The 24,920-nt window shown below is 66.4% G+C and carries 27 protein-coding genes; 17 read left to right on the forward strand and 10 right to left on the reverse strand.

Translation table 11 applies throughout. The features are described 5' to 3' along the window. Window positions 1–22: 22 nt before the first annotated feature. Together BT115_RS01300 and BT115_RS01305 are read right to left on the reverse strand one after the other, a co-directional pair. Complete coding sequence (locus BT115_RS01300; RefSeq protein WP_072320753.1) at window positions 23–769, reverse strand: anti-sigma factor family protein; 747 nt, start codon at window positions 767–769, stop codon at window positions 23–25. After that, the gene (locus BT115_RS01305; protein ID WP_072320754.1) at window positions 766–1,278 is read right to left on the reverse strand and encodes a sigma-70 family RNA polymerase sigma factor; all 513 of its coding nucleotides are present in this window, start codon (window positions 1,276–1,278) and stop codon (window positions 766–768) included. The genes BT115_RS01300 and BT115_RS01305 overlap by 4 nt, the downstream gene beginning before the upstream one ends. A 131-nt stretch (window positions 1,279–1,409) precedes the next feature. Between BT115_RS01305 and BT115_RS01310 the strand changes: the two genes are divergently transcribed. The 3 genes from BT115_RS01310 to BT115_RS01320 are packed head-to-tail and all read left to right on the forward strand — an operon-like array spanning window position 1,410 to window position 4,112. Next, window positions 1,410–2,489 carry a catalase family peroxidase gene (locus BT115_RS01310; protein WP_072320755.1) on the forward strand — a complete coding sequence of 360 codons (1,080 nt, stop codon included), beginning with the start codon at window positions 1,410–1,412 and terminating at the stop codon, window positions 2,487–2,489. Further along, window positions 2,486–3,028 (forward strand): cytochrome b, encoded by a 543-nt coding sequence (locus BT115_RS01315; protein WP_072320756.1) that lies wholly within the window; start codon window positions 2,486–2,488, stop codon window positions 3,026–3,028. The genes BT115_RS01310 and BT115_RS01315 overlap by 4 nt, the downstream gene beginning before the upstream one ends. A gap of 28 nt (window positions 3,029–3,056) precedes the next feature. Further along, window positions 3,057–4,112 carry an aminopeptidase gene (locus BT115_RS01320; RefSeq protein ID WP_083527227.1) on the forward strand — a complete coding sequence of 352 codons (1,056 nt, stop codon included), beginning with the start codon at window positions 3,057–3,059 and terminating at the stop codon, window positions 4,110–4,112. A gap of 54 nt (window positions 4,113–4,166) precedes the next feature. On the opposite strand, the gene BT115_RS01325 is transcribed toward BT115_RS01320, so the two are convergent. Continuing rightward, window positions 4,167–5,006 (reverse strand): cytochrome c, encoded by an 840-nt coding sequence (locus tag BT115_RS01325; protein WP_177257342.1) that lies wholly within the window; start codon window positions 5,004–5,006, stop codon window positions 4,167–4,169. 113 nt (window positions 5,007–5,119) lie between these two features. Here BT115_RS01325 and BT115_RS01330 point away from each other — a divergent pair, with 113 nt between their 5' ends. Together BT115_RS01330 and pncB are read left to right on the forward strand one after the other, a co-directional pair. After that, complete coding sequence (locus BT115_RS01330) at window positions 5,120–5,503, forward strand: thioredoxin family protein (protein ID WP_072320758.1); 384 nt, start codon at window positions 5,120–5,122, stop codon at window positions 5,501–5,503. Next, a complete protein-coding gene (gene pncB / locus BT115_RS01335) occupies window positions 5,500–6,681 on the forward strand; it encodes a nicotinate phosphoribosyltransferase (protein WP_072320759.1) in 1,182 nt (393 codons plus the stop codon). Before BT115_RS01330 ends, pncB begins: the two co-directional genes overlap by 4 nt. A 16-nt stretch (window positions 6,682–6,697) precedes the next feature. On the opposite strand, the gene BT115_RS01340 is transcribed toward pncB, so the two are convergent. From BT115_RS01340 to BT115_RS01350, 3 genes are all read right to left on the reverse strand, one after another. Continuing rightward, complete coding sequence (locus BT115_RS01340) at window positions 6,698–7,510, reverse strand: MetQ/NlpA family ABC transporter substrate-binding protein (protein WP_072322179.1); 813 nt, start codon at window positions 7,508–7,510, stop codon at window positions 6,698–6,700. 76 nt (window positions 7,511–7,586) lie between these two features. Further along, window positions 7,587–8,261, reverse strand: a complete 675-nt coding sequence (locus BT115_RS01345) for a methionine ABC transporter permease (protein ID WP_072320760.1) — start codon at window positions 8,259–8,261, stop codon at window positions 7,587–7,589. Then, entirely contained in the window at window positions 8,258–9,262 is a 1,005-nt protein-coding gene (locus tag BT115_RS01350; RefSeq protein WP_072320761.1) for a methionine ABC transporter ATP-binding protein, read from the reverse strand. The genes BT115_RS01345 and BT115_RS01350 overlap by 4 nt, the downstream gene beginning before the upstream one ends. A gap of 117 nt (window positions 9,263–9,379) precedes the next feature. Between BT115_RS01350 and BT115_RS01355 the strand changes: the two genes are divergently transcribed. Next, complete coding sequence (locus BT115_RS01355) at window positions 9,380–9,862, forward strand: glutathione peroxidase (protein ID WP_072320762.1); 483 nt, start codon at window positions 9,380–9,382, stop codon at window positions 9,860–9,862. Window positions 9,863–9,869: 7 nt separating this feature from the next. Here the strand turns inward: BT115_RS01355 and BT115_RS01360 are convergent, their stop codons facing one another. Continuing rightward, a complete protein-coding gene (locus tag BT115_RS01360; protein ID WP_072320763.1) occupies window positions 9,870–10,655 on the reverse strand; it encodes an enoyl-CoA hydratase-related protein in 786 nt (261 codons plus the stop codon). A gap of 371 nt (window positions 10,656–11,026) precedes the next feature. Between BT115_RS01360 and BT115_RS01365 the strand changes: the two genes are divergently transcribed. Genes BT115_RS01365 through BT115_RS01375 form a run of 3 tightly spaced genes read left to right on the forward strand, consistent with a single transcriptional unit; the run spans window position 11,027 to window position 13,409 of the window. Beyond that, complete coding sequence (locus BT115_RS01365; RefSeq protein ID WP_072320764.1) at window positions 11,027–11,272, forward strand: FeoA family protein; 246 nt, start codon at window positions 11,027–11,029, stop codon at window positions 11,270–11,272. Then, window positions 11,269–13,116, forward strand: a complete 1,848-nt coding sequence (gene feoB / locus BT115_RS01370; protein ID WP_072320765.1) for a ferrous iron transport protein B — start codon at window positions 11,269–11,271, stop codon at window positions 13,114–13,116. The genes BT115_RS01365 and feoB overlap by 4 nt, the downstream gene beginning before the upstream one ends. Further along, a complete protein-coding gene (locus BT115_RS01375; protein WP_072320766.1) occupies window positions 13,113–13,409 on the forward strand; it encodes a DUF6587 family protein in 297 nt (98 codons plus the stop codon). Before feoB ends, BT115_RS01375 begins: the two co-directional genes overlap by 4 nt. On the opposite strand, the gene BT115_RS01380 is transcribed toward BT115_RS01375, so the two are convergent. Continuing rightward, complete coding sequence (locus tag BT115_RS01380) at window positions 13,406–14,887, reverse strand: phospholipase D-like domain-containing protein (protein WP_072320767.1); 1,482 nt, start codon at window positions 14,885–14,887, stop codon at window positions 13,406–13,408. The two genes, BT115_RS01375 and BT115_RS01380, sit on opposite strands and share 4 nt — an antisense overlap. Before the next feature lie 110 nt (window positions 14,888–14,997). On the opposite strand from BT115_RS01380, the gene ispG reads away from it, so the two are divergent. The 3 genes from ispG (at window position 14,998) to BT115_RS18330 (ending at window position 17,573) form a co-directional block, all read left to right on the forward strand. Continuing rightward, on the forward strand, window positions 14,998–16,257 hold the full coding sequence (gene ispG / locus BT115_RS01385) for a flavodoxin-dependent (E)-4-hydroxy-3-methylbut-2-enyl-diphosphate synthase (protein ID WP_072320768.1): 1,260 nt from the start codon (window positions 14,998–15,000) through the stop codon (window positions 16,255–16,257). A gap of 67 nt (window positions 16,258–16,324) precedes the next feature. Next, window positions 16,325–17,155 (forward strand): aldo/keto reductase, encoded by an 831-nt coding sequence (locus BT115_RS01390; protein WP_072320769.1) that lies wholly within the window; start codon window positions 16,325–16,327, stop codon window positions 17,153–17,155. A 79-nt stretch (window positions 17,156–17,234) separates the two neighbouring features. Then, a complete protein-coding gene (locus tag BT115_RS18330; protein ID WP_143144426.1) occupies window positions 17,235–17,573 on the forward strand; it encodes a hypothetical protein in 339 nt (112 codons plus the stop codon). Window positions 17,574–17,595: 22 nt separating this feature from the next. On the opposite strand, the gene BT115_RS01400 is transcribed toward BT115_RS18330, so the two are convergent. Further along, complete coding sequence (locus tag BT115_RS01400; protein ID WP_072320771.1) at window positions 17,596–19,131, reverse strand: cation:proton antiporter; 1,536 nt, start codon at window positions 19,129–19,131, stop codon at window positions 17,596–17,598. Window positions 19,132–19,252: 121 nt separating this feature from the next. Between BT115_RS01400 and BT115_RS01405 the strand changes: the two genes are divergently transcribed. Next, complete coding sequence (locus BT115_RS01405; RefSeq protein WP_072320772.1) at window positions 19,253–19,567, forward strand: hypothetical protein; 315 nt, start codon at window positions 19,253–19,255, stop codon at window positions 19,565–19,567. Window positions 19,568–19,697: 130 nt separating this feature from the next. Here BT115_RS01405 and BT115_RS01410 read toward each other — a convergent pair whose 3' ends face one another. Beyond that, window positions 19,698–20,408, reverse strand: a complete 711-nt coding sequence (locus BT115_RS01410; RefSeq protein ID WP_143144427.1) for a YdcF family protein — start codon at window positions 20,406–20,408, stop codon at window positions 19,698–19,700. Window positions 20,409–20,537: 129 nt separating this feature from the next. Here BT115_RS01410 and BT115_RS01415 point away from each other — a divergent pair, with 129 nt between their 5' ends. The 4 genes from BT115_RS01415 to BT115_RS18335 are packed head-to-tail and all read left to right on the forward strand — an operon-like array spanning window position 20,538 to window position 24,918. After that, on the forward strand, window positions 20,538–21,161 hold the full coding sequence (locus BT115_RS01415) for an XrtA/PEP-CTERM system exopolysaccharide export protein (protein WP_072322180.1): 624 nt from the start codon (window positions 20,538–20,540) through the stop codon (window positions 21,159–21,161). 36 nt (window positions 21,162–21,197) lie between these two features. Further along, on the forward strand, window positions 21,198–22,730 hold the full coding sequence (locus tag BT115_RS01420) for an XrtA system polysaccharide chain length determinant (RefSeq protein ID WP_072320774.1): 1,533 nt from the start codon (window positions 21,198–21,200) through the stop codon (window positions 22,728–22,730). A gap of 2 nt (window positions 22,731–22,732) precedes the next feature. Next, window positions 22,733–23,497 (forward strand): polysaccharide biosynthesis protein, encoded by a 765-nt coding sequence (locus BT115_RS01425; RefSeq protein WP_083527228.1) that lies wholly within the window; start codon window positions 22,733–22,735, stop codon window positions 23,495–23,497. 59 nt (window positions 23,498–23,556) lie between these two features. After that, the gene (locus BT115_RS18335) at window positions 23,557–24,918 is read left to right on the forward strand and encodes an outer membrane beta-barrel protein (RefSeq protein ID WP_072320776.1); all 1,362 of its coding nucleotides are present in this window, start codon (window positions 23,557–23,559) and stop codon (window positions 24,916–24,918) included. Window positions 24,919–24,920 lie beyond the last annotated feature (2 nt).

Genomic DNA, 24,920 nt, shown 5'->3' on the forward strand with positions numbered 1-24,920 from the left:
CCTCGCGGCTGCCAGCCGCGTGTCAGATGGCCTTGCCGACTACGCGCTCGGCCGCACTGCGGCCGGCGCGATCGGCCATCGCGACCACGGCGTAATTGTGTCCGCCCGACGACCAGTAATTGGCGAGCAGACCGCCTTCTTCCCGTTCGCCGGGCGAGAGCAGGTGGCGCGCCGGGCCGGGCGGTCGCACGTAGAAACTCACCGTGTGCCCGTCGCCGTCGTCGTAAAGCACCATGGCCGCTGGCCCCTGATCCGTGGCGAACAGCCGTCCGCCCATGGGGCGGAAGCCGGCATCGGCGAGGTCGGGGAGGCGAACATCGGAACCCACCCGGCCGGCGAGCCAGGCGCGCAGGTCGTTCTCGTTACCGGTGGTGATGTCCATGCCGACGCCATGGTCCAGCGCGAGCAGGCGATAGGCCTGCATGGCGTCGGCCATGGGCGCGCGGCCGCTGCCCATGCCGCGCGCGGCCCAACCGCCGATGCCACCCAGGGTCAGGCAAAGAAACAGGCTTGCTGCCATGGCCCAGCGCGTCCTGCGGCGCTGCCGCGCCCTGGCGCGCACCAGGTCCGGGTCGAGCGCCGGGGCAGGGGCAAGGTCGCCCGCGAGCAAGGCGCGCAACTGCTGCGCGTCCTGGCGCCAGCCCTGGACCTCCTCGGCTTGTTCGGGATGCCGTGCGAGGTATCGCTCCACCTCGCTGCGGTGCGGCCCGTCGAGGTGACCGTCGACGTAGGCGTGGATGTCGTGTTCGCTCGGGGGCGTGGTGGTCATTTCAGCAATCGCAGGGAAGGAGCGCGCGTTTCGCCTTCGCCCAACTGGCGCAGGGCGCGGCGTGCGCGGGACAGGCGGGACATGACCGTCCCGATGGGTACCTGGAGGATGTCCGCCACCTCCTGGTAACTGAGTCCCTCGACGGAGACCCAGAGCAGCAGGCTGCGTTGTTCCACCGGCAGCGCGGCGAACGCGGATAAGGTGGCATTCGCCTCGGTCACGCGCTCGGCGGAAGGCCAGGTCGCCTCCTCGTCGTGAAGCGAACCGAGCAAGACGGTGTAACGTGTCGCGCGTCGTTTGCCGTCGAGGAACAAGCGGTACAAGATCGCGAAGAGCCAACTGCGCAAGCTTTCCTCGTCGCGGCGGGTATGCCACCGCGACAGGGCGCGCTCGACGGCGGACTGGACCAGGTCGTCGGCCGCGTGGACATCACGGGCGAGCCAAAGCGCGAAGCGCCGCAGGCGGGGCAGCATCGTGCGCAGGGCTTCGTCGATTCGCGGGTCGGGCATGCCGGGCCTCGTGCCAGGGCGTTCTTCGGACATATGACGCCCGGATCGACGAATTATTCCCCTCGAGGGAATAAAAGTCCCTGACGCACGTCCCACCCTGGAACGCCACCCGAACGAGGACGTAGACACCGATGACCGGACCTTCCGCACATCCCCCCACCCGCACCGTCTGGCGCTGGGCCTTGATAGGCCTGATCGTCGCCGCGGTTGCCGCTGCCTTTGCCTACGTGGGAGGCTGGCTCGCCCCGAAGCGGGTGACCCCGGCGCGGGTCATCGACGCCATGCAGGCCAACGCTGGGGTTTACCCCGGATTCCGGCGCAACCACGCCAAGGGCATCTGTGTCACGGGCCGCTTCGAATCGAGCGGGGCCCTCGCCGACGCGACCACCGCCGACCTGTTCGCGACCGGTCGCAGCACGCCGGTGGTCGGCCGGCTGGCGATTCCCGGTGGCAATCCCTACGCTCCCGACAACTCCATTCCGATTCGCAGCTTCGCTCTGCGTTTCGATCTCGCCGACGGCGAGCAATGGCGTACCGGCATGAACGCGATGCCGGTCTTTCCCGTGTCGACGCCGCTGGCGTTCTTCGAGCAGCAGCTCGCGACGCATCCCGATCCCGCCACCGGCAAGCCCGATCCTGCCAAGGTCAAGGCGTTCTTCGCCGGCCACCCGGAAACGGCGGCGTTTCTTGCCTGGTTCAAGTCGGCGAAGCCGTCGGCCAGCTACGTTACCGAGACGTATCGAAGCATCAATGCGTTCTACCTGCGCGACGCGGCGGGTCAGCGGCATGCGGTGCGCTGGCAGGTCGTGCCGGAGCAGCCGCCGGCAGGTGACGGCGGCACGGCCGCAGGCGATCCCGACCTGCTCGCCGCCGATCTCGCAAAGCGTCTCGGCGAAGGTCCGTTGCGCTGGCACCTGCAGATGATCTTCGCCGCGCCTGACGATCCCGTGGACGATGCCACGAAGGCATGGCCGTCGGATCGCCGGACCGTCGACGCCGGCACGATTGTGATCGATCGCATGGAGGCGCAAGCCGAAGGCCCCTGCCGTGACGTGAACTACGACCCCACCATCCTGCCGCGCGGCATGGAGGTCTCGAACGATCCGCTGCTGGCCGCGCGTTCCGCGGCCTATGCCATCTCCTACCTGCGCCGCACCAGCGAGGAAGGCCACTTGCCAGGCACCCAGCGTGCGAAGGAGCCGCAGCGATGAGCCGCGAAGACATGTTCCACCCGTTCGCCCGCGTGCTGCATTGGCTGATGGCGATTGCCATTCTCGCCATGCTTTTCATCGGCGCGGGCATGGTCAGCACCCTGTCGACGAAACACACCTGGTTGCTCGCGATCCACAAGCCGCTGGGCATCACCATCTTCGTGCTCGCGCTGATCCGCCTCGGTTTCCGCCTGACCCATCCGGCGCCGCCGCTGCCTGCCGACCTTCCCGTATGGCAGAAACTGGCCGCGCATGGGTCGCACGTGATGTTGTACGCGCTGATGATCGCCATGCCGCTGATCGGCTGGGGCATGTTGTCCGCAGGCGACTACCCGGTGACGTTGGGCGCAGGCATTCGCCTGCCGCAGATTCTGCCGGCGAATCCCGCGTTGTTCGCGTGGCTTCGCGAAGCGCATCGCTACCTGGCGTGGCTGTTCTTTCTCACCTTCCTCGCGCACATGGGCGCCGCGCTGATGCACGGCCTGATCCGCAGGGATGGCGTGCTGCGTTCCATGACCGGGGGCAGGCAGCTCGATTGACACCGGCCGCTTGCGACACAATCGGCGAATGCGCCTCGCCTTCGCCGTCTGTCTCGTACTCGTCGCCGGTTGCCGTTCGATCGGCTACTACGCCCATGTCACCCATGGGCAGGTCGCGCTGCTGCATGCGCGGCGACCCATCGACACGGTGCTGGCCGATCCGGCCACACCGGATCGGACCCGGCAACGGCTCGAACAGGCCCGCGAAGCGCGTCGTTTCGCTTCGCGGGCGCTCGACCTGCCGGACAACCGCAGCTACACGTACTACGTAGCGCTGGATAGGCCCTGGGTGGCGTGGAACGTGTTCGCCACGCCCGAGCTGTCGGTATCGCCGATCACCCACTGTTTTCCCATCGCGGGCTGCGTCGCCTATCGCGGGTATTTCCGCAAGGATCTCGCCGACAGGGAGGCGGCACGCGAAGCCACACTCGGTCATGACGTCGCCATCGGCGAGGTGCCGGCGTATTCGACGCTAGGCTGGTTCGCCGATCCCATCCTGAGCAGCATGCTGCGCTGGGACGACGACGATCTGGCCGGCACGATCTTCCACGAACTGGCGCACCAGAAGATCTACGTGAAGGACGATACGGCGTTCAACGAATCGTACGCGAGCTTCGTGGAGCGTGAGGGCTTGCGCGAGTGGCGGCAGTCGCGCAAGCAACCGCCGCCCGACGAGCGGGGCGACGCGCTGGAGCGATCCTTCACCCAACAGGTGCTGGCTCTGCGCGAGCGGCTGGCAGCCATCTATGCGACGAGTGAGCCGGACGACGCCAAGCGCGTCGCCAAGGCAGAAGCGTTCGAGGATTTCCGTGGACGTTATCTGGCCTGGCGCGACAGCGATGCCGCCGGTGACCATCGTTACGACCGCTGGATGGCGCGGCCGCTGAACAATGCGACCCTGCTGCCGTTCGGTCTGTACGACACGTGGGTGCCGTCGTTCGCAGCGATCTTCGACGAGTCCGGTCGCTCATGGCCTGCGTTCTTCGCGCGTGTGAAGACCCTTTCCCGGCTTTCGCCAGCGGAGCGGACGCGCGAGCTGACGCGCCTCGAACAACCTGCCACCTCGACCACCACGGCGCCATAGCGACGGCCACCAGGCCTTGGCGCGTCGCGGCGCATGTCTGCGCCGCGAGGATATTCAGGGCTTGGGTGGAGTTGCAGGGGCTGGTGCCGCCTTCCGTCCCGCCATGTGCGTCAGGTACGCGATGAGGTCGTCGAGATCCGCATCCGACAGCGTAGCGCGGTCGAAGCCGGGCATTTTCGCCTGCGGCCAATGGCGCAGATCCTGGGGATTGCGGATGAGCGTGCGTAGCATGTCCGTGCGCAGATATTCGGTCGGGTTGTGCGGGATGTTGAGATCCGGCCCCAGCTTCGCGTCACCCTGACCATTGAGGGTATGGCAGGTGATGCAGTTGCGCTGGAATACCGCGAAGCCGCGCCGTGCCGGCGCATTGGCCGGCAGGTCGGGCGCAGGCCGCATGGCAGGAAAACGCGCGGCGGGGTCGGCCCGCACCTGGATGGACGCCACTTGGTAGGGCCATTGTTCCGGGCCGACATGGCCGTCGGCAGGACGCTGCCATACGACATAGAACGGCCCGGCGGTCGGTTTGCCTTCGGCCAGCGGCGGCCAGGGCTTGCCTGGCGGCTCGATGGCCAGCCAGGCTTCCGCGCCGTGGCCCTCGAAGACCAGCGAGGCCGGTATCTCGGCAGAGAATCCATCCTGTGCCACGAACTGCAGGTGCGCGTCCGGCGCCACGCCCGCCAGCAGGGCCTTCAACGGCACGGCGCGGTAGCGCATGGCCCGATGGTAGGCCACGTCGTCCGGTACGAGGATGTCTTGCGCGTCGGCCCGGCGGAGCAGCGTCTCCGTGGTCAGGGTCCGCTGCCCGCTGCCCGTGTCGAGGGTGAGCGTGGCAGCCGAAGCGATGCCGGCAAGGGCGAAGAGAACGATGCCGAGGAGAGGGGGAGGGGGGCGCACAGGATGTCCTTGGGCTTCGAGGCTTGGCGCGGTGGCGGAATGTCGCGCTACCCTCGAATTATGGCGGCAACGCCCCCACCTCGTGCCTTCGACCCGATCACGGATTCGCTCCCATGGCCGATACCAGCGTGCCCGAGTTCTTCCAGCGCTTCCCGATGCAACGCATCGTGGACAAGGCCCTCGATGCCGATCTCGCGATGGACGACAACCGCATCGTCATCCTGTTCCTGTGGGGGCGCGATTGCCCGAATTGCGACATCGCGAAGCGGCAGATGCTGCTCACGCCGGAACGCTTCGCCTGGCCGGAAGTGCGCTGGCTGCACGACAACGTCTACGACGACCCCACCATGGCGACGCGTTTCGGCCTGCATGGCATTCCTGCGTTTTTTCTGTTCCACCGCGGCAGGAAGCTTGGTCGCATCACCTCATGGCCGGGTACCGAACCCTTCGTCGACGCTGTGGCTCGCCAGATCGCCGCCACCGGCGCCAGCGCATGATCATTCGCTCGCTGCTCGATACCGACCTCTACAAGTTCACGATGATGCAGGTCGTGCTGCATCAGTATCCCGCCGCACAGGTGGAATACCGCTTCCGCTGCCGCACGCCTGGCATCGACCTCGTGCCGCTGATCGGTTCGATCCGCGACGAGCTGGCCGCGTTGTGCAGCCTCCGTTTCACCGAGGAGGAACTGGCGTATCTGGGTAGCCTGCGTTTCATCCACAGCGATTTCGTGGATTTTCTCGGCCTGTTCCAGCTCAACGCGAAATACGTGAGCATCGAGCCCTCGGCGACGGCGCCCGGCGAGATCGAGATCGTGATCTCCGGGCCATGGCTGCACACGATCATGTTCGAGGTGCCACTGCTCGCGATCGTCAACGAGCTGTATTTCCGCGCCAACCATCCCGGCACGTCGCTCGACGAGGGCAGGGCGCGGCTGCGCGCGAAGATCGCGATGCTTCGCGACACGCCCGGGTACGAACAGGTACGCATCGCCGACTACGGCACGCGTCGCCGCTTCTCCCAGGCATGGCATGGCGAAGTGCTGTCGGTGTTGAAAGACGAGCTGGGGCCTCAATTGGCTGGCACCAGCAATGTGTGGTTTGCCATGTGCAACGGTCTCGTGCCCATCGGCAGCATGGCGCATGAATACCTGCAGGCCTTCCAGTCGTTGGGGCCGCGCTTGCGCGATTCGCAGACCGCTGCCTTGGAAGCGTGGGCGCGCGAATACCGTGGCGATCTCGGCATCGCCTTGTCGGATGTCTACGGCCTGGATGCGTTCCTGCGCGATTTCGACATGTATTTCTGCAAGCTGTTCGACGGTGCGCGCCACGACTCCGGCGACCCGATCCGCTGGGGCGACCGGGTGCTCGCGCACTACGAGAACAACCGCGTCGATCCGCGCACGAAGACGCTGGTGTTCAGCGACAGCCTCGACATCCCGCGCGTGATGGAGCTCTACCGACACTTCGCAGGACGCTGCCTGCTTTCGTTCGGCGTGGGAACCAACCTCACCAACGACGTGGGGCCGCAAGCGTTGAACATCGTCATCAAGATGACCCGCTGCAACGGCCAGCCCGTGGCGAAGCTGTCCGACTCGCCAGGCAAGAGCATGGGCGTCGAAGACCCCGACTACATGGCCTACCTGCGGCGGGTGTTCGAACTGCCGCCGCCGTGATGCGCTCGCGAGAGGATCAGAACGCGGGCAGTACCGCGCCGCCGTAGGTCTTCTCGATGAACGCCTTCACCTCCGGCGAGGTCAGCGCTGCCGCGAGCTTCTGCACGCGCGGGTCGTCCTTGTTGTCGGGGCGCGCGACGAGGAAGTTCACGTACGGTGAATCCTTGTCCTCGATCAGCAGGGCATCCTTCACCGGATTGAGCTTGGCGGCCAGCGCGTAGTTGGTGTTGATGAGGGCGAGATCGACCTCACCGAGCACGCGCGGCAACATGGCGGCTTCGAGTTCGCGGAACTTGAGCTTCTTCGGATTCGCGACGACGTCTTTCAACGTGGCGAGGCGATCGTCGGGATGCTTGAGCGTGATGAGTCCATGCCGGGCCAGAAGCAGCAGGGCGCGACTGTTGTTGCTCGGATCGTTCGGGATCACCACGTCGGCGCCATCGGGAAGCTGGTCGATGGACGTGTACTTGCGCGAGTAGGCACCGAACGGTTCGATGTGCACGCCGACGACCTTCACCAGATTGGTGCCGCGCTCGCGGTTGAAGGCGTCGAGATAAGGTTCGGTCTGGAAGAAATTGACGTCCAGTTGCTTCTGCGCGACCTGCATGTTCGGCTGCACATAGTCCGTGAACACGCGGATCTCGAGATCGACGCCTTGCTTCGCCAGCAATGGCTTGATCTCCTTGAGGATTTCCGCATGAGGCACCGGCGTAGCGGCGACGGTCAGCTTGGCGCTGGCAGCACCGCCGTCCTTGTCGCCACCACCGTTCGAACAGCCCGCCACGAGCATGGCGAGGGCGGCGGCGAAGGGAAGCAGGTACTTCTTCATGGTGGCGTCCATCGCTGTGTTGCGGTGCGACAGCATAGACGTCCATACCGCCCGATGCAAAGACGGGCGCGCGGAATCAGCGACGGCTGTAGCGCGTCACCAGACGGTCGCCAATGGACTGCAACACCTGCACGAGCACGACCAGCAGGGCGACGGTCACCAGCATGTAATCGGGTTTGTATCCGTTGTAACCATATTGATAGGCGAGGGCGCCGAGACCGCCTGCGCCCACGATGCCGCCCATGGCCGTGTAGCCGACAAGGGCCACTGCCGTGACGGTGGTGCTCGCAATAAGGCCGGCGCGCGCCTCGGGGAGCAGCACGCGCGTGACGATCTGCGCGGTGGTGGCGCCCATGGCCTGGCTTGCCTCGATGACACCGCGATCGACCTCGCGCAACGCCGTCTCGACGAGACGGGCAAAGAACGGGGCGGCGCCGATCACCAGCGGCACGATGGCGCCACGGATGCCGATGCTGACGCCTGTGATCGCCTGCGTCAGCGGAATCAGCAGAATCATGAGAATGATGAACGGAATCGAGCGGAGCACGTTCACCACGAGCGACAAGGCCGCGTAGAGCTTCGGTCGCGCATGCAGTTGACCGCGCGCGGTAAGGAACAGCCACACGCCGAGCGGAAGGCCGAGCACGAGGGTAAAGAGCAGCGAACCGCCGAGCATCAGCAGCGTGTCGACGCATGCCTGCGCGATTTCCGCCCAGTCGATGTTGGGAAACAAATTCTGCATGGGGCTCATCGGTTCACTTCCTCGATGTCGACGCCGGCGGCGCGGATCTGCGCCAATGCGTCGTCCAGGCGTTCGCCGTGCATGGCGAGGGTCAGCTGTCCGTAGGGCTCGTCCTTGATGCGATCCACGCGGCCCGACAGCAGGTTGTATTCGACGCCCGTGTCGCGGACCACGCGCGACAGCAGCGGCGAATACGTGGCGTCACCGCGGAACGACAGGCGGAACAACCGCCCTGAGACGCCGGGGAATTCCGGGCCGCGGCCTTCGCGATGGTCGGCTTCGGCCACGAAGCGACGCGTCGTCGGATGGTGCGGATGCAGGAAGACGTCGGCGACCGAGCCCATCTCCACGACATGTCCGGCATCGAGCACGGCTACGCGATCGCAGACACGGCGGATCACGTCCATCTCGTGCGTGATGAGCACGATGGTGAGGCCGAGGCGACGGTTGATGTCGGCCAGCAGTTCCAGCACCGAAGCCGTGGTCTGCGGATCGAGCGCGCTGGTGGCTTCGTCGCAGAGCAGGATGGACGGCCGCGTGGCGAGCGCACGCGCGATGCCGACGCGTTGCTTCTGGCCGCCCGAAAGCTGTGCGGGGTATTTATCCGCGTGCGCGGACAAGCCGACCAGGCCCAGCAACTCGGCGACGCGCTCGGCCACGGCGGCCTCGGTCATGCCGCCTTGCAGACGCAGCGGGAACGCCACGTTGTCGGCCACGCTGCGCGACGAAAGCAGGTTGAAGTGCTGGAAGATCATGCCGATGCCGGCGCGCAGACGGCGCAGCTCGGCGCCTTGCGCGTCGGTCACGTCACGGCCGTCGACGAACACGCGGCCCGCTGTCGGGCGTTCGAGGAGATTGATGAGCCGCAGCAGCGTGGATTTGCCGGCACCGGAATGACCGATGATGCCGAACACCTCGCCCGCCTCGATCGTGAGATCGACCGGATGCAGCGCGGGAGCGGTGGACCCGTTCACGCGATAGGACTTGGAGGCGGCGGCGAAACGAATCACGGGCAGAGGCTCTTGGCCGGAAAGACGGCCATGGTAGCCGAACCCGGCGATGCCCGGCGCCTCGCTTCCCGGCGTCGCGGCGTAGACTGTGCGACACCCTTCAGCAGGAATCCGCTCATGTCCAGTATCTACGATTTTTCAGCGCGCGATATCGACGGCAAGGAGCGCTCGCTCGCCGAGTTTCGTGGCAAGACGTTGCTGGTGGTGAACGTGGCCTCCAAGTGCGGATTCACGCCGCAGTACAAGGGGCTGGAAGAGCTCTACCGCACGTGGCACGACCGCGGCTTCGAGGTGCTGGGCTTTCCCTGCGACCAGTTCGGTCACCAGGAGCCTGGCGACGAAGACGAGATTCGCCGGTTCTGCTCGTTGACCTACGAGGTGAGCTTCCCGATGTTCGCCAAGGTCGAAGTCAACGGCGAGCACGCGCATCCGCTGTATCGCTGGCTCAAGGCAGAGAAGAAAGGCTTGCTCGGCACCGAGGCGATCAAGTGGAACTTCACCAAGTTCCTTGTCGATCGCGAAGGTCAGGTCGTGGATCGCTACGCGCCGACCGACACGCCGGAAAAGATCGGCAAGGATCTCCCGGCGGTCCTGGGCTGACGCAGGTTCAAGGCAACCAGGATGGCCGCGACTTCGCTAGGAAGGCGGAGAGGCCGTCCTGGCCCTCCGGCGAGACGCGCAGGCGGGCGATGAGCGCGGCGTTGGTCGCGTCGGTGTGCTCCATGGTCTCCGGCACCATGCCGCCCATGGAGAGTGCGAGGCGCTTCGCTTCGCGCTGAGCCACCGGGCCGCCCTTGGCGAGCAGATCCAGTACGCGGTCCACGGCGGCGTCGAGGGCATCGGTCGCCACGGTCTCGTGCACGAGGCCCATGCCGAGCGCGGCAGCGGCGTCGAAGACCTCGCCAGTGAGGAACAGGCGGCGCGCCTGGCGCAGGCCCACCGCCGCCACGACGTAGGGCGAAATCACTGCCGGCACCAGGCCCAGTTTCACTTCCGAGAGGGCGAACTTCGCTCCTTCGGACGCGATGGCGATGTCGCAGCAGGCCACGAGGCCTACGCCGCCGCCGAACGCGGCGCCGTTGACGCGGGCGATGGTGGGCTTCGACAGAAACTGCAGGGTACGCATCAGCGCCGCGAGGCGCAGCGAGTCCTCGATGTTCTCGGCTTCGCTGGCCTGTGCCATGCCGCGCATCCAGCGCATGTCGGCGCCCGCGGAAAAGCTCGCCCCCGCGCCGGTAAGCACCACGGCCCGTACGCTTTCATCGGCGTCCACCGCCACGAGTGCCGCGGTGAGGTCGGCGATCAAGCCGTCGTCGAAGGCGTTGTGAATCTCTGGACGGTTCATGACCAGATGGACGACGGCATCCCGGCGGATCGTTTCGACAGCAGACATGGCGGCACTCCTGTTTTCAGCCCGCCATCATAAGGGGCCGGTACCGGCGGTGGGAGCCAGCCTTGGGACGGTACCTGCGGTGGACCCAGCCTTAGGGACGGTACCCACGGTGGGAGCCAGCCTGCTGGCGATGGGTGCTCGCCGCAAGCACCCATCGCCAGCAGGCTGGCTCCCACCAAAGCACAACCGGTTTTGGGGCGTTGTGGGAGCCGCTACAGCGGCGAGGGAGTTGCGTCACGGCTTCATCGCTCGTTGGCTTCTCGCCGCCATGGCGGCTCCCACAGTCGCTTCGTCCGGTTGCCCCGCTGGATTGGATGCAGCCCTCCCTGTAAAGGCATATAATGCGAACAGTTCTTATTTGAGTATCCGCTGTGCGCCTCTCAGACGCGCCGAAAGGTGCCAACGCCGTGGTCCAGTCCGTTACCGATGCCCATCCTTCCGATCCGATCGCCCAGCGACTGCGCGATCTGGGTTTCGTTGCGGGTGAGCCGGTGCGCCTGGTGGCTCGCGGCCCGCTCGGGGGCGATCCGTTGCTGATCCAGATCGGTTCCACACGTTTCGCCCTGCGCAAGGCGGAGGCGGCGCGCGTCGACGTATCCGTAGGAGACGCCGCATGAGCGCCACAGCCATGCGCATCGCCCTGGTGGGCAACCCGAACTGCGGCAAGACGGCGCTGTTCAACCAGCTCACCGGCGGGCGGCAGAAGGTCGCCAATTACGCGGGTGTCACGGTCGAGCGCAAGGAAGGCCGCTTCGTGGCCCCCTCCGGACGCACGCTGCATGTGCTCGATCTGCCGGGCGCGTACAGCTTCGAAGCGACGAGTCCCGACGAAGCGATCACCCGCGATGTCTGCTATGGCCGTTACCCAGGCGAAGCCGCACCGGACCTCATCGTCTGCGTGGCGGATGCGACGAATCTCCGTCTGCACCTGCGTTTCGTGCTCGAAGTGCGCCGCCTGGGTCGCCCGGTGGTGCTTGCGCTCAACATGATGGATGCCGCGCGCCGTCGTGGCATCGTCATCGACGTCGACGCTTTGTCGCGCCGTCTCGGCGTGCCGGTGGTCGAGACGATCGCGGTCAAGCGCGGCGGCGCGCAGGCGCTGATCGAACGCATCGACGCCAGCGTGCCCAAGGTGACGCCCGCGCCGATCGACGAGGCCACCGTCGAACAACTGCATGCCGAGGTGCGTTCGATCCTGGCCGACACGGTGACGCTGCCGCGCGACACGGTTGCGCTCGACGACGCCATCGATCGCTGGGTGCTGCATCCCGTCTTTGGCCTGGCGATTCTCGCCACGCTGATGTTCCTCGTCTTCCAGGCGGTGTTCTCCTGGGCCCAGCCCGTGATGGACGCCATCCAGGCAGGCATTGCCGCACTGGGTACCACGGTCACCGGGTTCCTTCCGGAAGGCAGCGCCTTGCACAGCCTGCTCAACGACGGCCTGTTCGCGGGCCTGGGTGCGGTGCTCGTGTTCCTGCCGCAGATTCTCATCCTGTTCCTCTTCATCCTCGTGCTCGAGGAGTCGGGTTATCTGCCTCGTGCTGCCTTCCTGCTCGATCGCATGATGTTCCGCGTGGGCCTGACGGGCAGGGCATTCATTCCGCTGCTGTCGAGTTTTGCCTGCGCCATCCCCGGCATCATGGCCACACGCAGCATCCAGGACCCGCGCGACCGTCTTACCACGATCCTGGTGGCGCCGCTGATGACCTGTTCGGCGCGCCTGCCGGTCTATACCTTGCTGATCGCCGCGTTCATTCCCGATCGCACCGTGGCTGGCGTGTTCAACCTGCAGGGCATCGTGCTGTTCACGCTGTACTTCGCGGGCATTTTCAGTGCGCTGGGAGTGGCGTTCGTCATCAAGCGGCTGCGCAAGGACAAGAGCGAGCACGCGCTCATCATGGAACTGCCGTCGTATCGGCTGCCCAACGTGCGCGACATCGCGCTCGGGCTGTGGGAACGCGCCGTGATCTTCCTCAAGCGCGTGGGCGGCATCATCCTCGCGCTCACCGTGCTGCTGTGGTTCCTTTCCAGTTTTCCTGGGCCGCCGGAAGGCGCGACGCAGCCTGCCATCGACTACAGCATCGCCGGACGCCTCGGTCGGCTGCTGGAATACGTATTCGCGCCGATCGGCTTCAACTGGCAGATCTGCATCGCGCTCGTGCCGGGTCTGGCCGCGCGCGAAGTCGCCGTGGCGGCGCTCGGAACGGTGTATGCCATGTCCGGCAGCGACGATGCATTGGCATCGCAGCTGGGCCCGGTGATCTCGCACCAGTGGTCGCTGGCTACGGCGCTGTCGTTGCTCGCCTGGTACGTGTTCGCGCCGCAGTGCATGTCCACGCTGGCGGTGATCCGCCGCGAAACGAACTCCTGGCGTAACGTGGCCGTCGCTGCCGGGTATCTCTTCGGCCTGGCGTACCTGGCCTCGCTGGCCACCTACCAGATCGCGAGGGCGCTGACATGACCACGTTCGAGTGGGTCCAGGGCGTGGTCATCGGCACGATCGTTGCGGCGAGCGCCTGGATGGCGTTCCGCAAGCTGCTGCCGAAGACCTCGACGCGCGTGCTGGCGCATGTGTCCGCCAGCCTCAATCGCGATGGACGCGCGCCGTCGCTGCGTTCCCTCGGTCGACGTCTGCAACCGGCTGCGGCGACGGGAAGCTGCGGCGATGGCTGCGGTTCGTGCAACAGCTGTGGCCCTGCCGTCGCGCCGACGGAAGCTCAGCCGCTGCAGTTCAAGCCACGCCGGCCGTCCTAGCGCGGCGCATCCTGCGTCGTTGCCGCCTCGGCAGCACGCTGCCGACGCCGCCGGCGGAGGGTCCACCAACTCACCGACAGGTTCACGGCGAACCAGGCGCCGATCAACGCCAGTGGCCAGGCAATCGCTGCCGGCCAGAGCACGCCGATCACGGTGAGCACCACCGCCGTTACCGCGCCAGCGAGCAACGGCCCGGTCTCGGTATCGCCAAGCACACGGTGCTGCGTGATCGCGGCACCCACGGTGTTGGCGATGCGCAACGAGGCGGCGGCTGCGCGGCTGGAACTGCCGCCCGCGCGGTGCGGGCGGGGCGGTCTCGGCGACCGGTAGCGCATGCGCTCATTGCGCGAGCGCCGACGCCGGCCACCGAGAAGAATTTCCGTCGCGTTTTCCAGATCCTTTTCGTACTGAGCGGCCAACTGCCCCGCGAAACCGGCATCCTCGATCGCCACGTCGATCTCGCGGTTGCCGAGCCAACTGGCGATGTTGAGATTGGACGAACCCACGCGTGCCCAACGGCCGTCCGCCACGGCGGTCTTTGCATGGAGCATCGATCCGTTCCACTCGAACACGCGAATGCCCGCCTGTAATAGCGGCCGGTAACCGGATCGCGACATGCTTGCCACCATCGGGATGTCGCTGCTGCCGGGCACCAGCAGGCGCACGTCCACGCCATCCCGCGCGGCCGCGGACAGGGCCTGCACGTACGGCGCCACACCGACGAAATACGCATCGGTCAGCCACAGCGTCTGCCGGGCCATCGCGGCCACCATCTGGTCGAGCCGGTACATGCCTGCGGTACTCGGCTGCGTCGCGATCACGCGCAGTGAGACGTCGCCGGGCATCGGCATGTCCGGAAGCGCTGCCAGCCGTTCGTCGTTGGGCAGCGGCTCGCCCGCCTGCGCCCAGCTATCCGCGAAGGCGTGTTCGATCTCCGCCACGGCCGGCCCACGCAGTGCCACGCCCGTATCGCGCCAGGGCGGCACGTTGCGGTCGGGATCGCCCAACCATTTCTCGCTGATGCATACACCCGAAAGAAAACCCACCGTGCCGTCTACCACCAACACCTTGCGGTGGTCGCGGCTCACCCAGCCGAACGAGCTGCCCAGCCGTGGTGGGTTGTAGATGCGGACCTGTCCACCTGCCTCGCGCAGCGGGTTCCAGAACGACGCGCGCGACTGCCCGAGGCAACCGCCCCAATCCGCGATGACCGCCACGAACACGCCCGCGTGCGCCCGTTCGACCAACGCGTCGCGGAACGCGCCACCCACCGCGTCGTCGCGAATGATGTAGTTCTCGAGAAACACGTGGCGACGCGCGCCTGCGATGGCGGCGAGCCAGGCGTCGAAGTGCGCGCGTGCGTCGATCAGCAACTCCACGGCATTGCCGCCGATCAGCGGCGCGCCCGCGCTGCGGCTCAGCGCCTGTTCGGCGAACAGGCGGCTGGAGAACCCGGTACTTTGCTGGAAGACGTTCATGCCGGAAGTGTATCGGGATACGGGGTCGCCGCCTTGTGCAGGCGGGTGGTCCGGGCGGCCGTCACTCGCGTGCGGCGGTCCGTCATGCCGATGCGCTAAAATCGCGGCCTATGACCGAAGACCTCTCCAGCCGCCCGCGTCCCGCGGAAGCCGGCGCACGCCGCCCCAGCGTGGGTGTCACGATCGACCGCGTTCAGGTCGGTGGTGGTGCGCCCATCGTCGTCCAGTCGATGACCAACACCGATACGGAAGACCCCGTCTCCACCGCGAAGCAGGTGGCCGAATTGGCCCGTGCCGGTTCGGAAATGGTCCGGATTACCGTGAATACGCCGGCCGCCGCTGCCGCGGTGCCGCGCATTCGCGAACGCCTGGAGATGATGGGCGTCTCGGTGCCGCTGATCGGCGATTTCCACTACAACGGCCATCAGCTGCTGGAAGGCGAGCCGGCCTGCGCCGAGGCGCTGGCCAAGTACCGGATCAACCCCGGCAACGTGGGCTTCGGCAAGAAGAAGGATGCCCAGTTCGCCTCGATCATCGAGATGGCGATCCGCTACGACAAGCCGGTTCGCATCGGCGCCAATTGGGGCTCGCTCGACCAGTCCATGGTCGCCGTGCTGATGGATGAGAACGCCGGTCGTGCGGTGCCGTGGGATGCCGGCCACGTGGCCCGTGAGGCGCTGATCCGTTCCGCGCTCGACTCCGCGGCACGGGCGGAGGATCTCGGCCTGCCGCGCGAGCGGATCATCCTGTCCTGCAAGGTCTCGGGCGTTCAGGAACTCATCGCGGTCTACCGGGATCTGGCGCGTCGTGGTGACTACGCTTTGCACCTCGGCCTGACCGAAGCGGGTATGGGCTCCAAGGGGATCACCGCATCGGCGGCTGCGCTGGCCGTGCTGCTGCAGGAAGGCATCGGCGACACCATCCGCATCTCGCTCACGCCGGAGCCTGGCCAGTCGCGCACCGCGGAGGTCATCGTCGCGCAGGAACTCCTGCAGACCATGGGCCTGCGTGCCTTCACGCCGTTGGTCACGGCATGCCCCGGGTGCGGGCGCACTACCAGCGAGTTCTTCCAGGAGCTCGCGAAGACCGTCCAGGGCCATGTGCGCGAACAGATGCCCGTGTGGCGCGTGAAGTACGACGGCGTAGAGAATCTCACGCTCGCCGTCATGGGTTGCGTCGTGAATGGCCCGGGCGAGTCGCGCCACGCCAACATCGGCATTTCGCTGCCCGGCAATGGCGAAGCTCCGTCCGCACCCGTGTTCATCGACGGCGAGAAGGCGATGACCCTGCGCGGCGACCGCATCGCCGAGGAGTTCGTGGCGATCCTCGACGAGTACGTAGAAACCCACTATGCGGCGCGCGGCGACTGAACCATCACGCCATGCATGCGGGACGATCGGTCATCATGATCGGTGGTCCTAGCAATGGAGATCATGCATGACAGAGAACGTTCCGCTTCTCACGCTCAACGATGGCAACAAGGCGCCGCAGCTCGGCTTCGGCGTCTTCCAGATTCCCGATGGCGAGACCGCCGATGCGGTCGCGGCCGCGCTGGCCGCGGGCTATCGCTCCATCGATACGGCATCGATCTACGGCAACGAACGCGGCGTGCGCGACGGCATGCAGCGCTCCGGCGTGGCGCGTGGCGACATCTTCCTTACGACCAAGCTGTGGAATGCACATCAAGGCTTCGACGAGACGCTGCGCGCCTTCGATGAAAGCATGCAGCGGCTCGGCACCGACTATCTCGACATGTACCTCATCCATTGGCCGACGCCCAAGCGCGACCGCTACATGGATACGTGGAAGGCCTTTGTCCGGTTGCAGAAGGAAGGCCGTATTCGCTCGATCGGCGTGTCGAATTTCCAGCCGGATCACCTGCAACGTCTGATCGACGAAAGCGGCGTGGTGCCGGTGGTGAATCAGATCGAACTGCACCCGTATTTCGCCCAGCGCGAACTGGTGAAAGCACACGCCCGCTGGGGCATCGTCACCGAGGCATGGAGTCCGCTCGGTCAGGGCGGTGACCTGTTGAAGGATGCCGTGCTGGAGCGCATCGCCAAGCGTCTGGGCAAGAGCACGGCCCAGGTGGTGTTGCGTTGGCATATGCAGTGGGGACACATGGTGATTCCCAAATCGGCGACCCCGGAACGTATCGCCGCCAACATCGACGTGTTCGACTTCGAACTCACGGCCGACGACATGAAGGCGATCGACGAGCTGGATGCGGGCAAGCGCATGGGCCCCGACCCCGACCAGTTCAACTGAGCGCGGACGCACCGGCTTCACGAAGGCGACGCTAGCCTTGTGCTGCAAGCGTCGCCTTCGCGGCGCATTCGGAGCCGCCATGCGTCCGTGCAAACCTGTGATCCTGCTGTCCCTGTTACTGTCGACGCCCGTCGTCGCACAGGTGGCCCCCGCCACGCCACCGGCCAATGCGCCGGTGAAAAACGCACCTTCGCCGGCTAGACCTTCGTCCATGCAGCATCCGGCTGCGGCGCCGCTATCTCCCGCCTCGGATGCCGGTGCCACCGAGCGTGGTCTGCCGCCGGTCATGCCGGGCAAACCCGGTGTCACCACTGAGGTGCAGGATGCGAACGCCCACGATCGTGACGCGCAAGGGCATCTGCTCGACTCGCGCGGCCAGCCGGTGGGTCAGATGCCCGCACCGGCCTCCACGCGCTAGGCCCTGACCAGTCGCGGGGCCCTCACCCTTCTTCGATTTCGAGTTCCTCGGGTGACGACGCCGCGAGCTGCGCCCAGTCCAGTTCGCTTTCGATCACGTGGAAGACGTCGTCTTCCACTTCGCCTGCATGCCGCATGGCGTGAAGCTTTTCGCGTCGTGCATCGATGCCGCGCCGCTTCAAGGTCACGATGCGCTTGGCGCCTGGCAGCGGTTCGCCGACTTCGGCGGCGCGTCGGGCGTCGTCATAGACATGCCGCATGTGCTCCGCCGCGTCGTCGTTCTCATCTTTCAGCGTCGCTTCGGCGGCATCGAGCAGGGTGAGGCGCACGCGGCTCAGTTCTTCGTCCAGGGAACGATCGGGCGGGAAACGCAGCCACCGCACAAGGAACGCAAGGGTAGTGCCCTGGAACACGAGGGTGCCGAGCACTACCGCGAATGCCGTGAGCACGATGAGGTCGCGCGAGGGGAAGTCCGCCGGCAATGCAAGCGCCGTCGCCAGTGTGACCAGCCCACGCATGCCGCACCATGACGCGACCACGCCCTGCTTTAGCGTGGGGTTGGCCTCGCGACGCGGCCACAGCCAGTGGAGCGAGCGGTTGTAGAGCATCACCCATACCACGCGCACCGCGATCGTCACCGCCAGTGCAGTACCCGCGAAGGCGAGTGCGTCGGTCAGGGCCGCGCCGTGCATGCCGCTCAAGATGGTGCGGGCCTGCAGACCCACCAGCAGAAACGCGATGACGTTGGAGAAGAAGACCATGGCGGCCCACACCGAGTACGAGTGGACGCGGTCGCGTGGCGGTTGCCGGGCTGGCAAGAAGTGCGCGATGACCATGGCATAGGACACCACGCAGAGGATCGGCGATAGATCCAGTTCTTCAGCAAGCACCCATACGCCGAAGGTCGCCACGAATTCGAGCAGCGTGGCGCCGAGCGTTCCGTGCAGGCGTGGCGCCACGACGACGTACAGCCGTCCGATCACGATGCCGAGCACGACACCGCCGGGTGCCGCCAGCGCCAGTGACGGCAACGTACGTGCGAAGCCGTCGCCCGAGGTGACCGTGGCGACGGCCGCGCCGAAGATCAGCAGCGCCACTGCGTCGTTGAGCAGGCTTTCCGCGGTGAGCACCTGCACGGTCCGACGTGGCAGGGTGAGGCGCGACAGCATCGCGGCAGCGGCGGCCGCGTCGGGCGGCGCGACGATCGCCCCCAGGGCCAGCGCCACCGCCCAGGGCATGCCCGCCCAGGCGACACCGAGCCAGGCGACGGCCAGCGCGGTGAGGATCACCGCCACGGCGGCCAATGCCACGGTCGGTACCCAGAAACGCCGCAGGGTGCGCAGCGGCATGTCGTAGGCCGCATCCAGCAGAGCCGGCGCGATGAACAGCGCCAGGGCGAGCTGGGGATCCATCTCGATCTTCGGTGCCCATGGCAGCGCCGCGACCGCCAGGCCTGCCGCCGCCAGTACCGTCGGGTAGGGTAGCGACAGCTTGCGCGACAGCGGCAGCAGCACGATCGCGAGCAGGGACAGCACGAGCATGCTCTCGAACAACGCCACGATAGTCTCCCTGGTCCAAAAGCGATGTCATACCGCAGGCGGCGTCAGTTTGCCGGCAAGGTCGCGCGCTTTTGCGACGGTGCGCTACCATCCTGCGAATGTCGTACCGCTGGGGATGAGGATGAAGCGAGCGATCGTGGTGGTTGCCCTCGCGGCCGGGGTTGCCGGGTGTCAGGGCATGGGGGCCAAGATCGCCCGGCTCGACGTCGGTACGGGGCGCGACGAGGTGATCGACCGCTTGGGCCGGCCCGATTCCGATCGCAGCATCGTCGGTTACGAGGTGCTCAACTGGTTCGATCGCCGCCCGGGCCGTTTCTCCTTCTCCCATAAGGACTACACCGTCGTGCTGAAGGACGGCAAAGTGGTCCAGTTCGGCCCCGGTCTGATCCGTCGGGATGGCAAGACCTCGTTGCAGATCGAATCCGACGATCCCTAGGCGGCCGCCTTTCTTGTGGGAGCCGCCATGGCGGCGAGGGAACCTGCCTCATGGCTATACCGCTTCGTCGGCTTCTCGCCGCCATGGCGGCTCCCACACGCGCGCTTTTTTGGCTTTTCGCCACTCGCCGTCAGAGCCAGCCCCGCTGTCCGTACGTCCAGAGCGCCACGTACTCGCGCAGGCACCGCGCCGTGAGGGTCAGTGCGCCGCGGGTCGGCACCCAGCGCGGCGCGCCGAACAGGCTTACGTCCATCTCCGTGACGGGCACCGGCGACACCCGAAGACCTTCATGGCGAAAAGCCCCCGCGGCGCGGCGCATATGGATGGACGAGGTCACCAGCAGTACGTTCGTATCCCCCGTCTCGCGAAGCAGGGCCGCCGAATAGGTCGCGTTTTCATGCGTGTTCGTGCTGGCGGCTTCCACGCGCAAGGCGCGTTCGGGAACGCCCGACGACGTATACCCCTCCGCCAGCTGTCTCGCCTGATCGCTGCCTGACACGAGCAGGCGCGGCGCAAATCCGGCGCGCCACAGGGCCAGCCCCGTCCCCGCGCGCGTCGTCGACGCCGACCAGTCGATCGCGGGAAGCTTGCCGCCGCCGAGCACCACGATCGCGTCGGCGCCCGGTCGGATCGAGGCAGCAGGCGTCGCCAACGGACGCCTCAGCGAGAGCGCGAAGGCGGGCGTAGATGCCAGCCACAGCCAGCCGAGCGCTACGCAGGCCAACGCGAGCGCGGCGAGCGGCCTGCGTCTCAGCACGAACGCCATCGACACCCCGCCCAGTAGCAGGGCTTGCACGGCGGGATGCAAAAGACGGGAGACGATGTCCACGAAGATGGCCACGCGCGGAGCATGGGCCAAAGCGCGTGTTCGTACCGTCGGTCGAATGGCATAGGCGGGCTGTCGAATGGACGCCGCGGTGCATAGAAATGACGATACCGCTCGACGAAGTCACAGGGGTGGATGGTCATCATGAACCGTTGGAATCGTATCGCCATGTTGGCCGCCGCCGTGCTCCTGGGCGCGTGCGCCACGGGTGGAAGCACGCTGCCCCCACCCAAGCCGGATGCTGGCAGTCAGGCCGTGGACGCCTACCTCATCGGCGTCGACGACCAGTTGCAGGTCACCGTCTGGCACAACCCGGACCTGAGCGTCAGCGTGCCCGTGCGGCCTGACGGCAAGGTCACCGTGCCGCTGGTCGGTGACGTGCCCGCGGGTGGTCGCACCACCGAGCAAGTGGCGGCGGAGATCCAGCAAAAACTTGCGCAGTACATTCGCGATCCGCAGGTCGCCGTGATCCTCACTGCGTTGCGCAGCCACGAATACCTGTCGCGCGTTCGCGTGACCGGCGCCGTGCGCAGTCCCATTTCCATTCCCTATCGACAGGGCATGACGGTGCTCGACGCGGTGCTCGCCGCTGGCGGCACCACCGAATTCGCCGCGGCCGACCGCACCGAGCTGTATCGCCGCAATAACGGCGGATCGACGCAGTCCTATGCGGTGCGTCTGGAAAAGATCCTCCAGCAGGGCGACCTCGCGAACAACTACCCGGTGCAGCCGGGCGACGTGATCACGGTGCCGCAACGCGCTTTCTGACCGATCCCGCGTACCGCGGGAGCAAGGGGTATTTCGATGAGCGGGGAACTCGTTCCTTTCGCGGGCATGCTGCCCGCACTGATCGGCGAGGCGCGCAGACGGCGCGTCGCGATGGGTGTGATGTTTGCGGGAATCGCCTTGGTGGCGCTCGCGGTGGGCAGCGTGTGGCCCAAGAAGTACGAGGCATCGACGACGATCCTCGCCCAGGAAGCCAGCATCATCACGCCGTTGATGGAAGGTGCCGCGGCAGCCACGGGCAACAAGAACCGCGCCGGCATCGCGCGTGACGTGATCTTCAGCCGCAAGGTGCTCGACGAGATCCTGCAGACCGGCGGATGGCTCGCCGGCAATCCGTCGCCGGTGGAGAGGGACAAGATCGTCGACGGCATCAAGTCGCGGACGCGCATCGTCAACAACCGCGACAACCTCATCACCATCAGCTATTTCGACTCCGACCCCAAGCGTGCCTTCGAGGTCACCCGCGCGTTCGGCCAGCTCTTCATCAGCGAGAGCCTGGCCTCGAAGCAGCGCGAGAGCCGCGAAGCGTACGAATTCATCAACAGCCAGGTCGAGGCATACCGCACCAAGCTCACCGACGCGGAGGACAAGCTGAAAGCCTATCGCGACGCCAACCCCGACGCGCGGCCCGGCAGCGAGATCGACACCAATGCGCGGATCAGCCAGTTGCGCACGCAGATCGAAAGCAACCGCATGGACTACATGCAGAAGCAGTCGCAGGCGGCAGCGCTGTCGTCGCAGTTGAGCGGCGAATCCGAGGTCAATGCGGTGCAGACCGTGGGCGGGATCTACCAGACCCAGCAGGCCGACCTGCAAGCCCAGCTCGACACGCTGCGGCTCAATTACACCGAGGACTATCCGGACGTGGTGCGGCTGCGTCACCAGATCGAAGATCTGCGCAAGCAGGCCAGCTCGGCGGCTGCGCAGCGTCCGGTCGGCGGCGCCTTGCCGCTCGACCACGCAGTGACGATGAACCCGGTCTACCAGCAGATGCGCTTGCAACTGGCCGCCGTGCGCAGCGACGCCGCGGCGAGCGCGGCACGGGTCGGTGCCAGTGAAGCGATGCTGCAAGCCGAACTGGAACGCAGCAAGCGCATCGCCAATTCCGAGAACGTCACGGCGGAGCTGACGCGCGACTACACCGTCAATCGTGACGTGTATCAGGACCTGCTGAAGCGCCGCGAGAATGCGCGCGTGTCGATGAACCTCGATGCGGAGCAGCGCGGTCTGACCTTCCTCGTGCAGAACCCTGCGGTCATGCCGCTGGTGCCGTCGGGCCTGCGTTTCATGCACTTCGGGCTGGCCGGTCTTGCCCTCTCGCTCGCGATTCCGTTCGGCTTGCTGTTCGCCCTGGCGCGCTTCGATCCGCGCGTGCGCTCGGTGACCCAACTGGAACGCGCGACCGGCTTCCCCGTGCTCGCCACCGTGCCGTTCTATCCCACGCCGCGCGACCGTCGCCGCGAACAACTGCACAACACGATGCTCGTGCTGATCGTGGCCGGCGTCGGCGCGGTGTACCTGCTGGTCTTCTGGCTGCGAATGAAGGGCTGACGATGAACAAGATGGCTGCCGACAACATCGAAATCGGCGACGTGGTCGCCCCGCATCACGCCGACCCGCACACCGCGAACCATTCCATTGCGCGGATGCGCGAGGAGGGCGGCGCGCTGGCGCCGATCGACTGCGAGCGCAAGCGGCTCATTCACCGCGAGGAATCGGTACGCCAGCAATCCGACGCGTTTCGCGGCATCCGCACTCGCCTGCTCGAAATGGCGGGGGAGAACAATTTCGTGACGCTGGTGGTGGCGGTCAGCCCGCGGTCCGGCGGTAGCTTCGTCGCGCGCAATCTCGCCACCGCGTTCGCCTTCGACGAATCGAAGACCAGCCTGCTGGTGGATTGCAACCTGCGCTATCCGAATCAGCACAAAGCCTTTGGTGTCGAGCCGCGCACAGGTGGGTTGATCGATTTTCTCGAGCATCCGTCGCGTGGCATCGCCTCGATCATGTACCACACGGGTGTGCCGCGCCTGCGGCTGATTCCGGCCGGCAAGTCGCGCGAGAACAGCGGCGAATACTTCTCCTCGTTCCGCATGCGCGCCGTACTCGATTCACTGCGTTGCCGTTATTCGGACCGTTATCTGTTTCTCGACGGGCCGCCGGTCAAGGGCTCGCCGGATGCCCGCATTCTTTCGGACCTCGCCGACTTCGTGGTCCTGGTTGCGGGCTACGGCCGGGATACGCCCGCCGCGATCAACCAGGCCGTCGCCAATTTCGACCCCGCGAAGCTCGCCGGGGTGGTGTTCAACCAGTCGCCGTGAGCGCGGCACTTCGCCTCGCGGCAGGCAGGTCGCGATGGGGAAGGGACAGGGGAAGGATCATGCCCGCATCGTCCAGGCTCACCCGCGCCATCGTGCTCGGGCTCGCATCGGCACCCGTCGCGGCGTTCGGAGGGACACTCGATTACACGCTCTACGCCGGCCTCGAGCACAGCAACAATATCGCGCTGTCGTCCGATCAGCCCCTCAGCGAGAACGTGCTGACGCCGGGTGCGACCTTCCAGTACCTGCAGACCGGCTCGACGTTCCAGGCCAACGTGCTGGGCACCTTCGAATACCGCAAGTACCTCAACAATCACTTCTCGTCCCAGGCGCAGACCGAACTGGCCGGGCAGGGTAACTGGACCATCGCTCCCGACCGGCTCGATCTGTCGATCGAGGACTATGCCGGCGTGCAGCCGGTGGACCAGCTTGCCAGCAACTCGCCCGGCAACCAGCAGCAGACCAACGTGCTGGTGGTGGGGCCGACGCTGCGCATGCGTTTCGGCGAGGCGGCCCGCGGTCAGGTCGAACTGCGCTACATCAACAGCTATGCGTCGAAGACCGACGACTTCGACTCGTCGCGCGGGCTGGCGGCGTTCCGGGTCTATCGTGACCTGTCGCCGTTGGAACAGATCTCGGCCAACGTCGAGTTCCAGCGCATCGATTTCAGCAATCAGCCGAGCGACGCCAACTACGATCGCAAGGAAGCCTTCGTGCGCTACACCAGCACGCTGGCGCGATTCGACGCGGACGTGCTGGTCGGTGGTACGCGGTTGTCGTTCGACAGCGGCCGCGATCTTTCAGCGCCGTTGGCGCGCTTGCGCATCGGCTGGCAGCCCACGCCACGCAATGCCTTCACGGTCAGCGGCGTGTATCAATACGCCGATGCGGCGCAAGACGTCATTACGGCCCCGGGTGTCTACGGCGTCGGTACCACGTCGGACGGTGTGCAGCCGATCGACCCGTTTGCCGGTACCGCGGGGCTCGGGCGCGGCAACGGCACGGGCATCGGCGTCGGCAGCGCGGTCATCGGATCGCAGGTCTACAAGGAGCGTCGCCTCGACGCTACGTGGAACTGGCGCTCGGAACGCCTGACGCTGACCGTCGCCCCGGGCTTCAGCAAGCTTCGCTACATCGGCGACCGGACGTTCGACCAGACCGATCACGGCCTCAGCGTGGGGCTCGGTTATCGCTTGCAGCCGACGCTCACCTTGACCGGCTTCGCCACACTGGACCGGCTGACGTACGACCGCATCGATCGCAAGGACACGACCGCGCGACTCGGCCTCGATCTCGGCCAGCAATGGAACCGGCACTGGAGCTGGCACGCCACGGTGGCCCGCGAGCGTCGCAACAGCGACGCCGTGGGACAGGATTATCGCGAGACGCGGTTCTTCATCGGCGTGGTCTACCGGAGATGAGC

Source organism: Luteibacter sp. UNCMF366Tsu5.1, assembly GCF_900119235.1.
Classification (GTDB): domain Bacteria; phylum Pseudomonadota; class Gammaproteobacteria; order Xanthomonadales; family Rhodanobacteraceae; genus Luteibacter; species Luteibacter flocculans.

What these genes read in the sequence shown, in the direction of transcription:
- BT115_RS01300 (WP_072320753.1), bottom strand. Translation starts at nt 769, where the DNA reads ATGACCACCACGCCCCCGAGCGAACACGACATCCACGCCTACGTCGAC.
- BT115_RS01305 (WP_072320754.1), bottom strand. Translation starts at nt 1,278, where the DNA reads ATGCCCGACCCGCGAATCGACGAAGCCCTGCGCACGATGCTGCCCCGC.
- BT115_RS01310 (WP_072320755.1), top strand. Translation starts at nt 1,410, where the DNA reads ATGACCGGACCTTCCGCACATCCCCCCACCCGCACCGTCTGGCGCTGG.
- BT115_RS01315 (WP_072320756.1), top strand. Translation starts at nt 2,486, where the DNA reads ATGAGCCGCGAAGACATGTTCCACCCGTTCGCCCGCGTGCTGCATTGG.
- BT115_RS01320 (WP_083527227.1), top strand. Translation starts at nt 3,057, where the DNA reads ATGCGCCTCGCCTTCGCCGTCTGTCTCGTACTCGTCGCCGGTTGCCGT.
- BT115_RS01330 (WP_072320758.1), top strand. Translation starts at nt 5,120, where the DNA reads ATGGCCGATACCAGCGTGCCCGAGTTCTTCCAGCGCTTCCCGATGCAA.
- pncB (WP_072320759.1), top strand. Translation starts at nt 5,500, where the DNA reads ATGATCATTCGCTCGCTGCTCGATACCGACCTCTACAAGTTCACGATG.
- BT115_RS01340 (WP_072322179.1), bottom strand. Translation starts at nt 7,510, where the DNA reads ATGAAGAAGTACCTGCTTCCCTTCGCCGCCGCCCTCGCCATGCTCGTG.
- BT115_RS01345 (WP_072320760.1), bottom strand. Translation starts at nt 8,261, where the DNA reads ATGAGCCCCATGCAGAATTTGTTTCCCAACATCGACTGGGCGGAAATC.
- BT115_RS01355 (WP_072320762.1), top strand. Translation starts at nt 9,380, where the DNA reads ATGTCCAGTATCTACGATTTTTCAGCGCGCGATATCGACGGCAAGGAG.
- BT115_RS01360 (WP_072320763.1), bottom strand. Translation starts at nt 10,655, where the DNA reads ATGTCTGCTGTCGAAACGATCCGCCGGGATGCCGTCGTCCATCTGGTC.
- feoB (WP_072320765.1), top strand. Translation starts at nt 11,269, where the DNA reads ATGAGCGCCACAGCCATGCGCATCGCCCTGGTGGGCAACCCGAACTGC.
- BT115_RS01375 (WP_072320766.1), top strand. Translation starts at nt 13,113, where the DNA reads ATGACCACGTTCGAGTGGGTCCAGGGCGTGGTCATCGGCACGATCGTT.
- BT115_RS01380 (WP_072320767.1), bottom strand. Translation starts at nt 14,887, where the DNA reads ATGAACGTCTTCCAGCAAAGTACCGGGTTCTCCAGCCGCCTGTTCGCC.
- ispG (WP_072320768.1), top strand. Translation starts at nt 14,998, where the DNA reads ATGACCGAAGACCTCTCCAGCCGCCCGCGTCCCGCGGAAGCCGGCGCA.
- BT115_RS01390 (WP_072320769.1), top strand. Translation starts at nt 16,325, where the DNA reads ATGACAGAGAACGTTCCGCTTCTCACGCTCAACGATGGCAACAAGGCG.
- BT115_RS18330 (WP_143144426.1), top strand. Translation starts at nt 17,235, where the DNA reads ATGCGTCCGTGCAAACCTGTGATCCTGCTGTCCCTGTTACTGTCGACG.
- BT115_RS01405 (WP_072320772.1), top strand. Translation starts at nt 19,253, where the DNA reads ATGAAGCGAGCGATCGTGGTGGTTGCCCTCGCGGCCGGGGTTGCCGGG.
- BT115_RS01415 (WP_072322180.1), top strand. Translation starts at nt 20,538, where the DNA reads ATGAACCGTTGGAATCGTATCGCCATGTTGGCCGCCGCCGTGCTCCTG.
- BT115_RS01420 (WP_072320774.1), top strand. Translation starts at nt 21,198, where the DNA reads ATGAGCGGGGAACTCGTTCCTTTCGCGGGCATGCTGCCCGCACTGATC.
- BT115_RS01425 (WP_083527228.1), top strand. Translation starts at nt 22,733, where the DNA reads ATGAACAAGATGGCTGCCGACAACATCGAAATCGGCGACGTGGTCGCC.
- BT115_RS18335 (WP_072320776.1), top strand. Translation starts at nt 23,557, where the DNA reads ATGCCCGCATCGTCCAGGCTCACCCGCGCCATCGTGCTCGGGCTCGCA.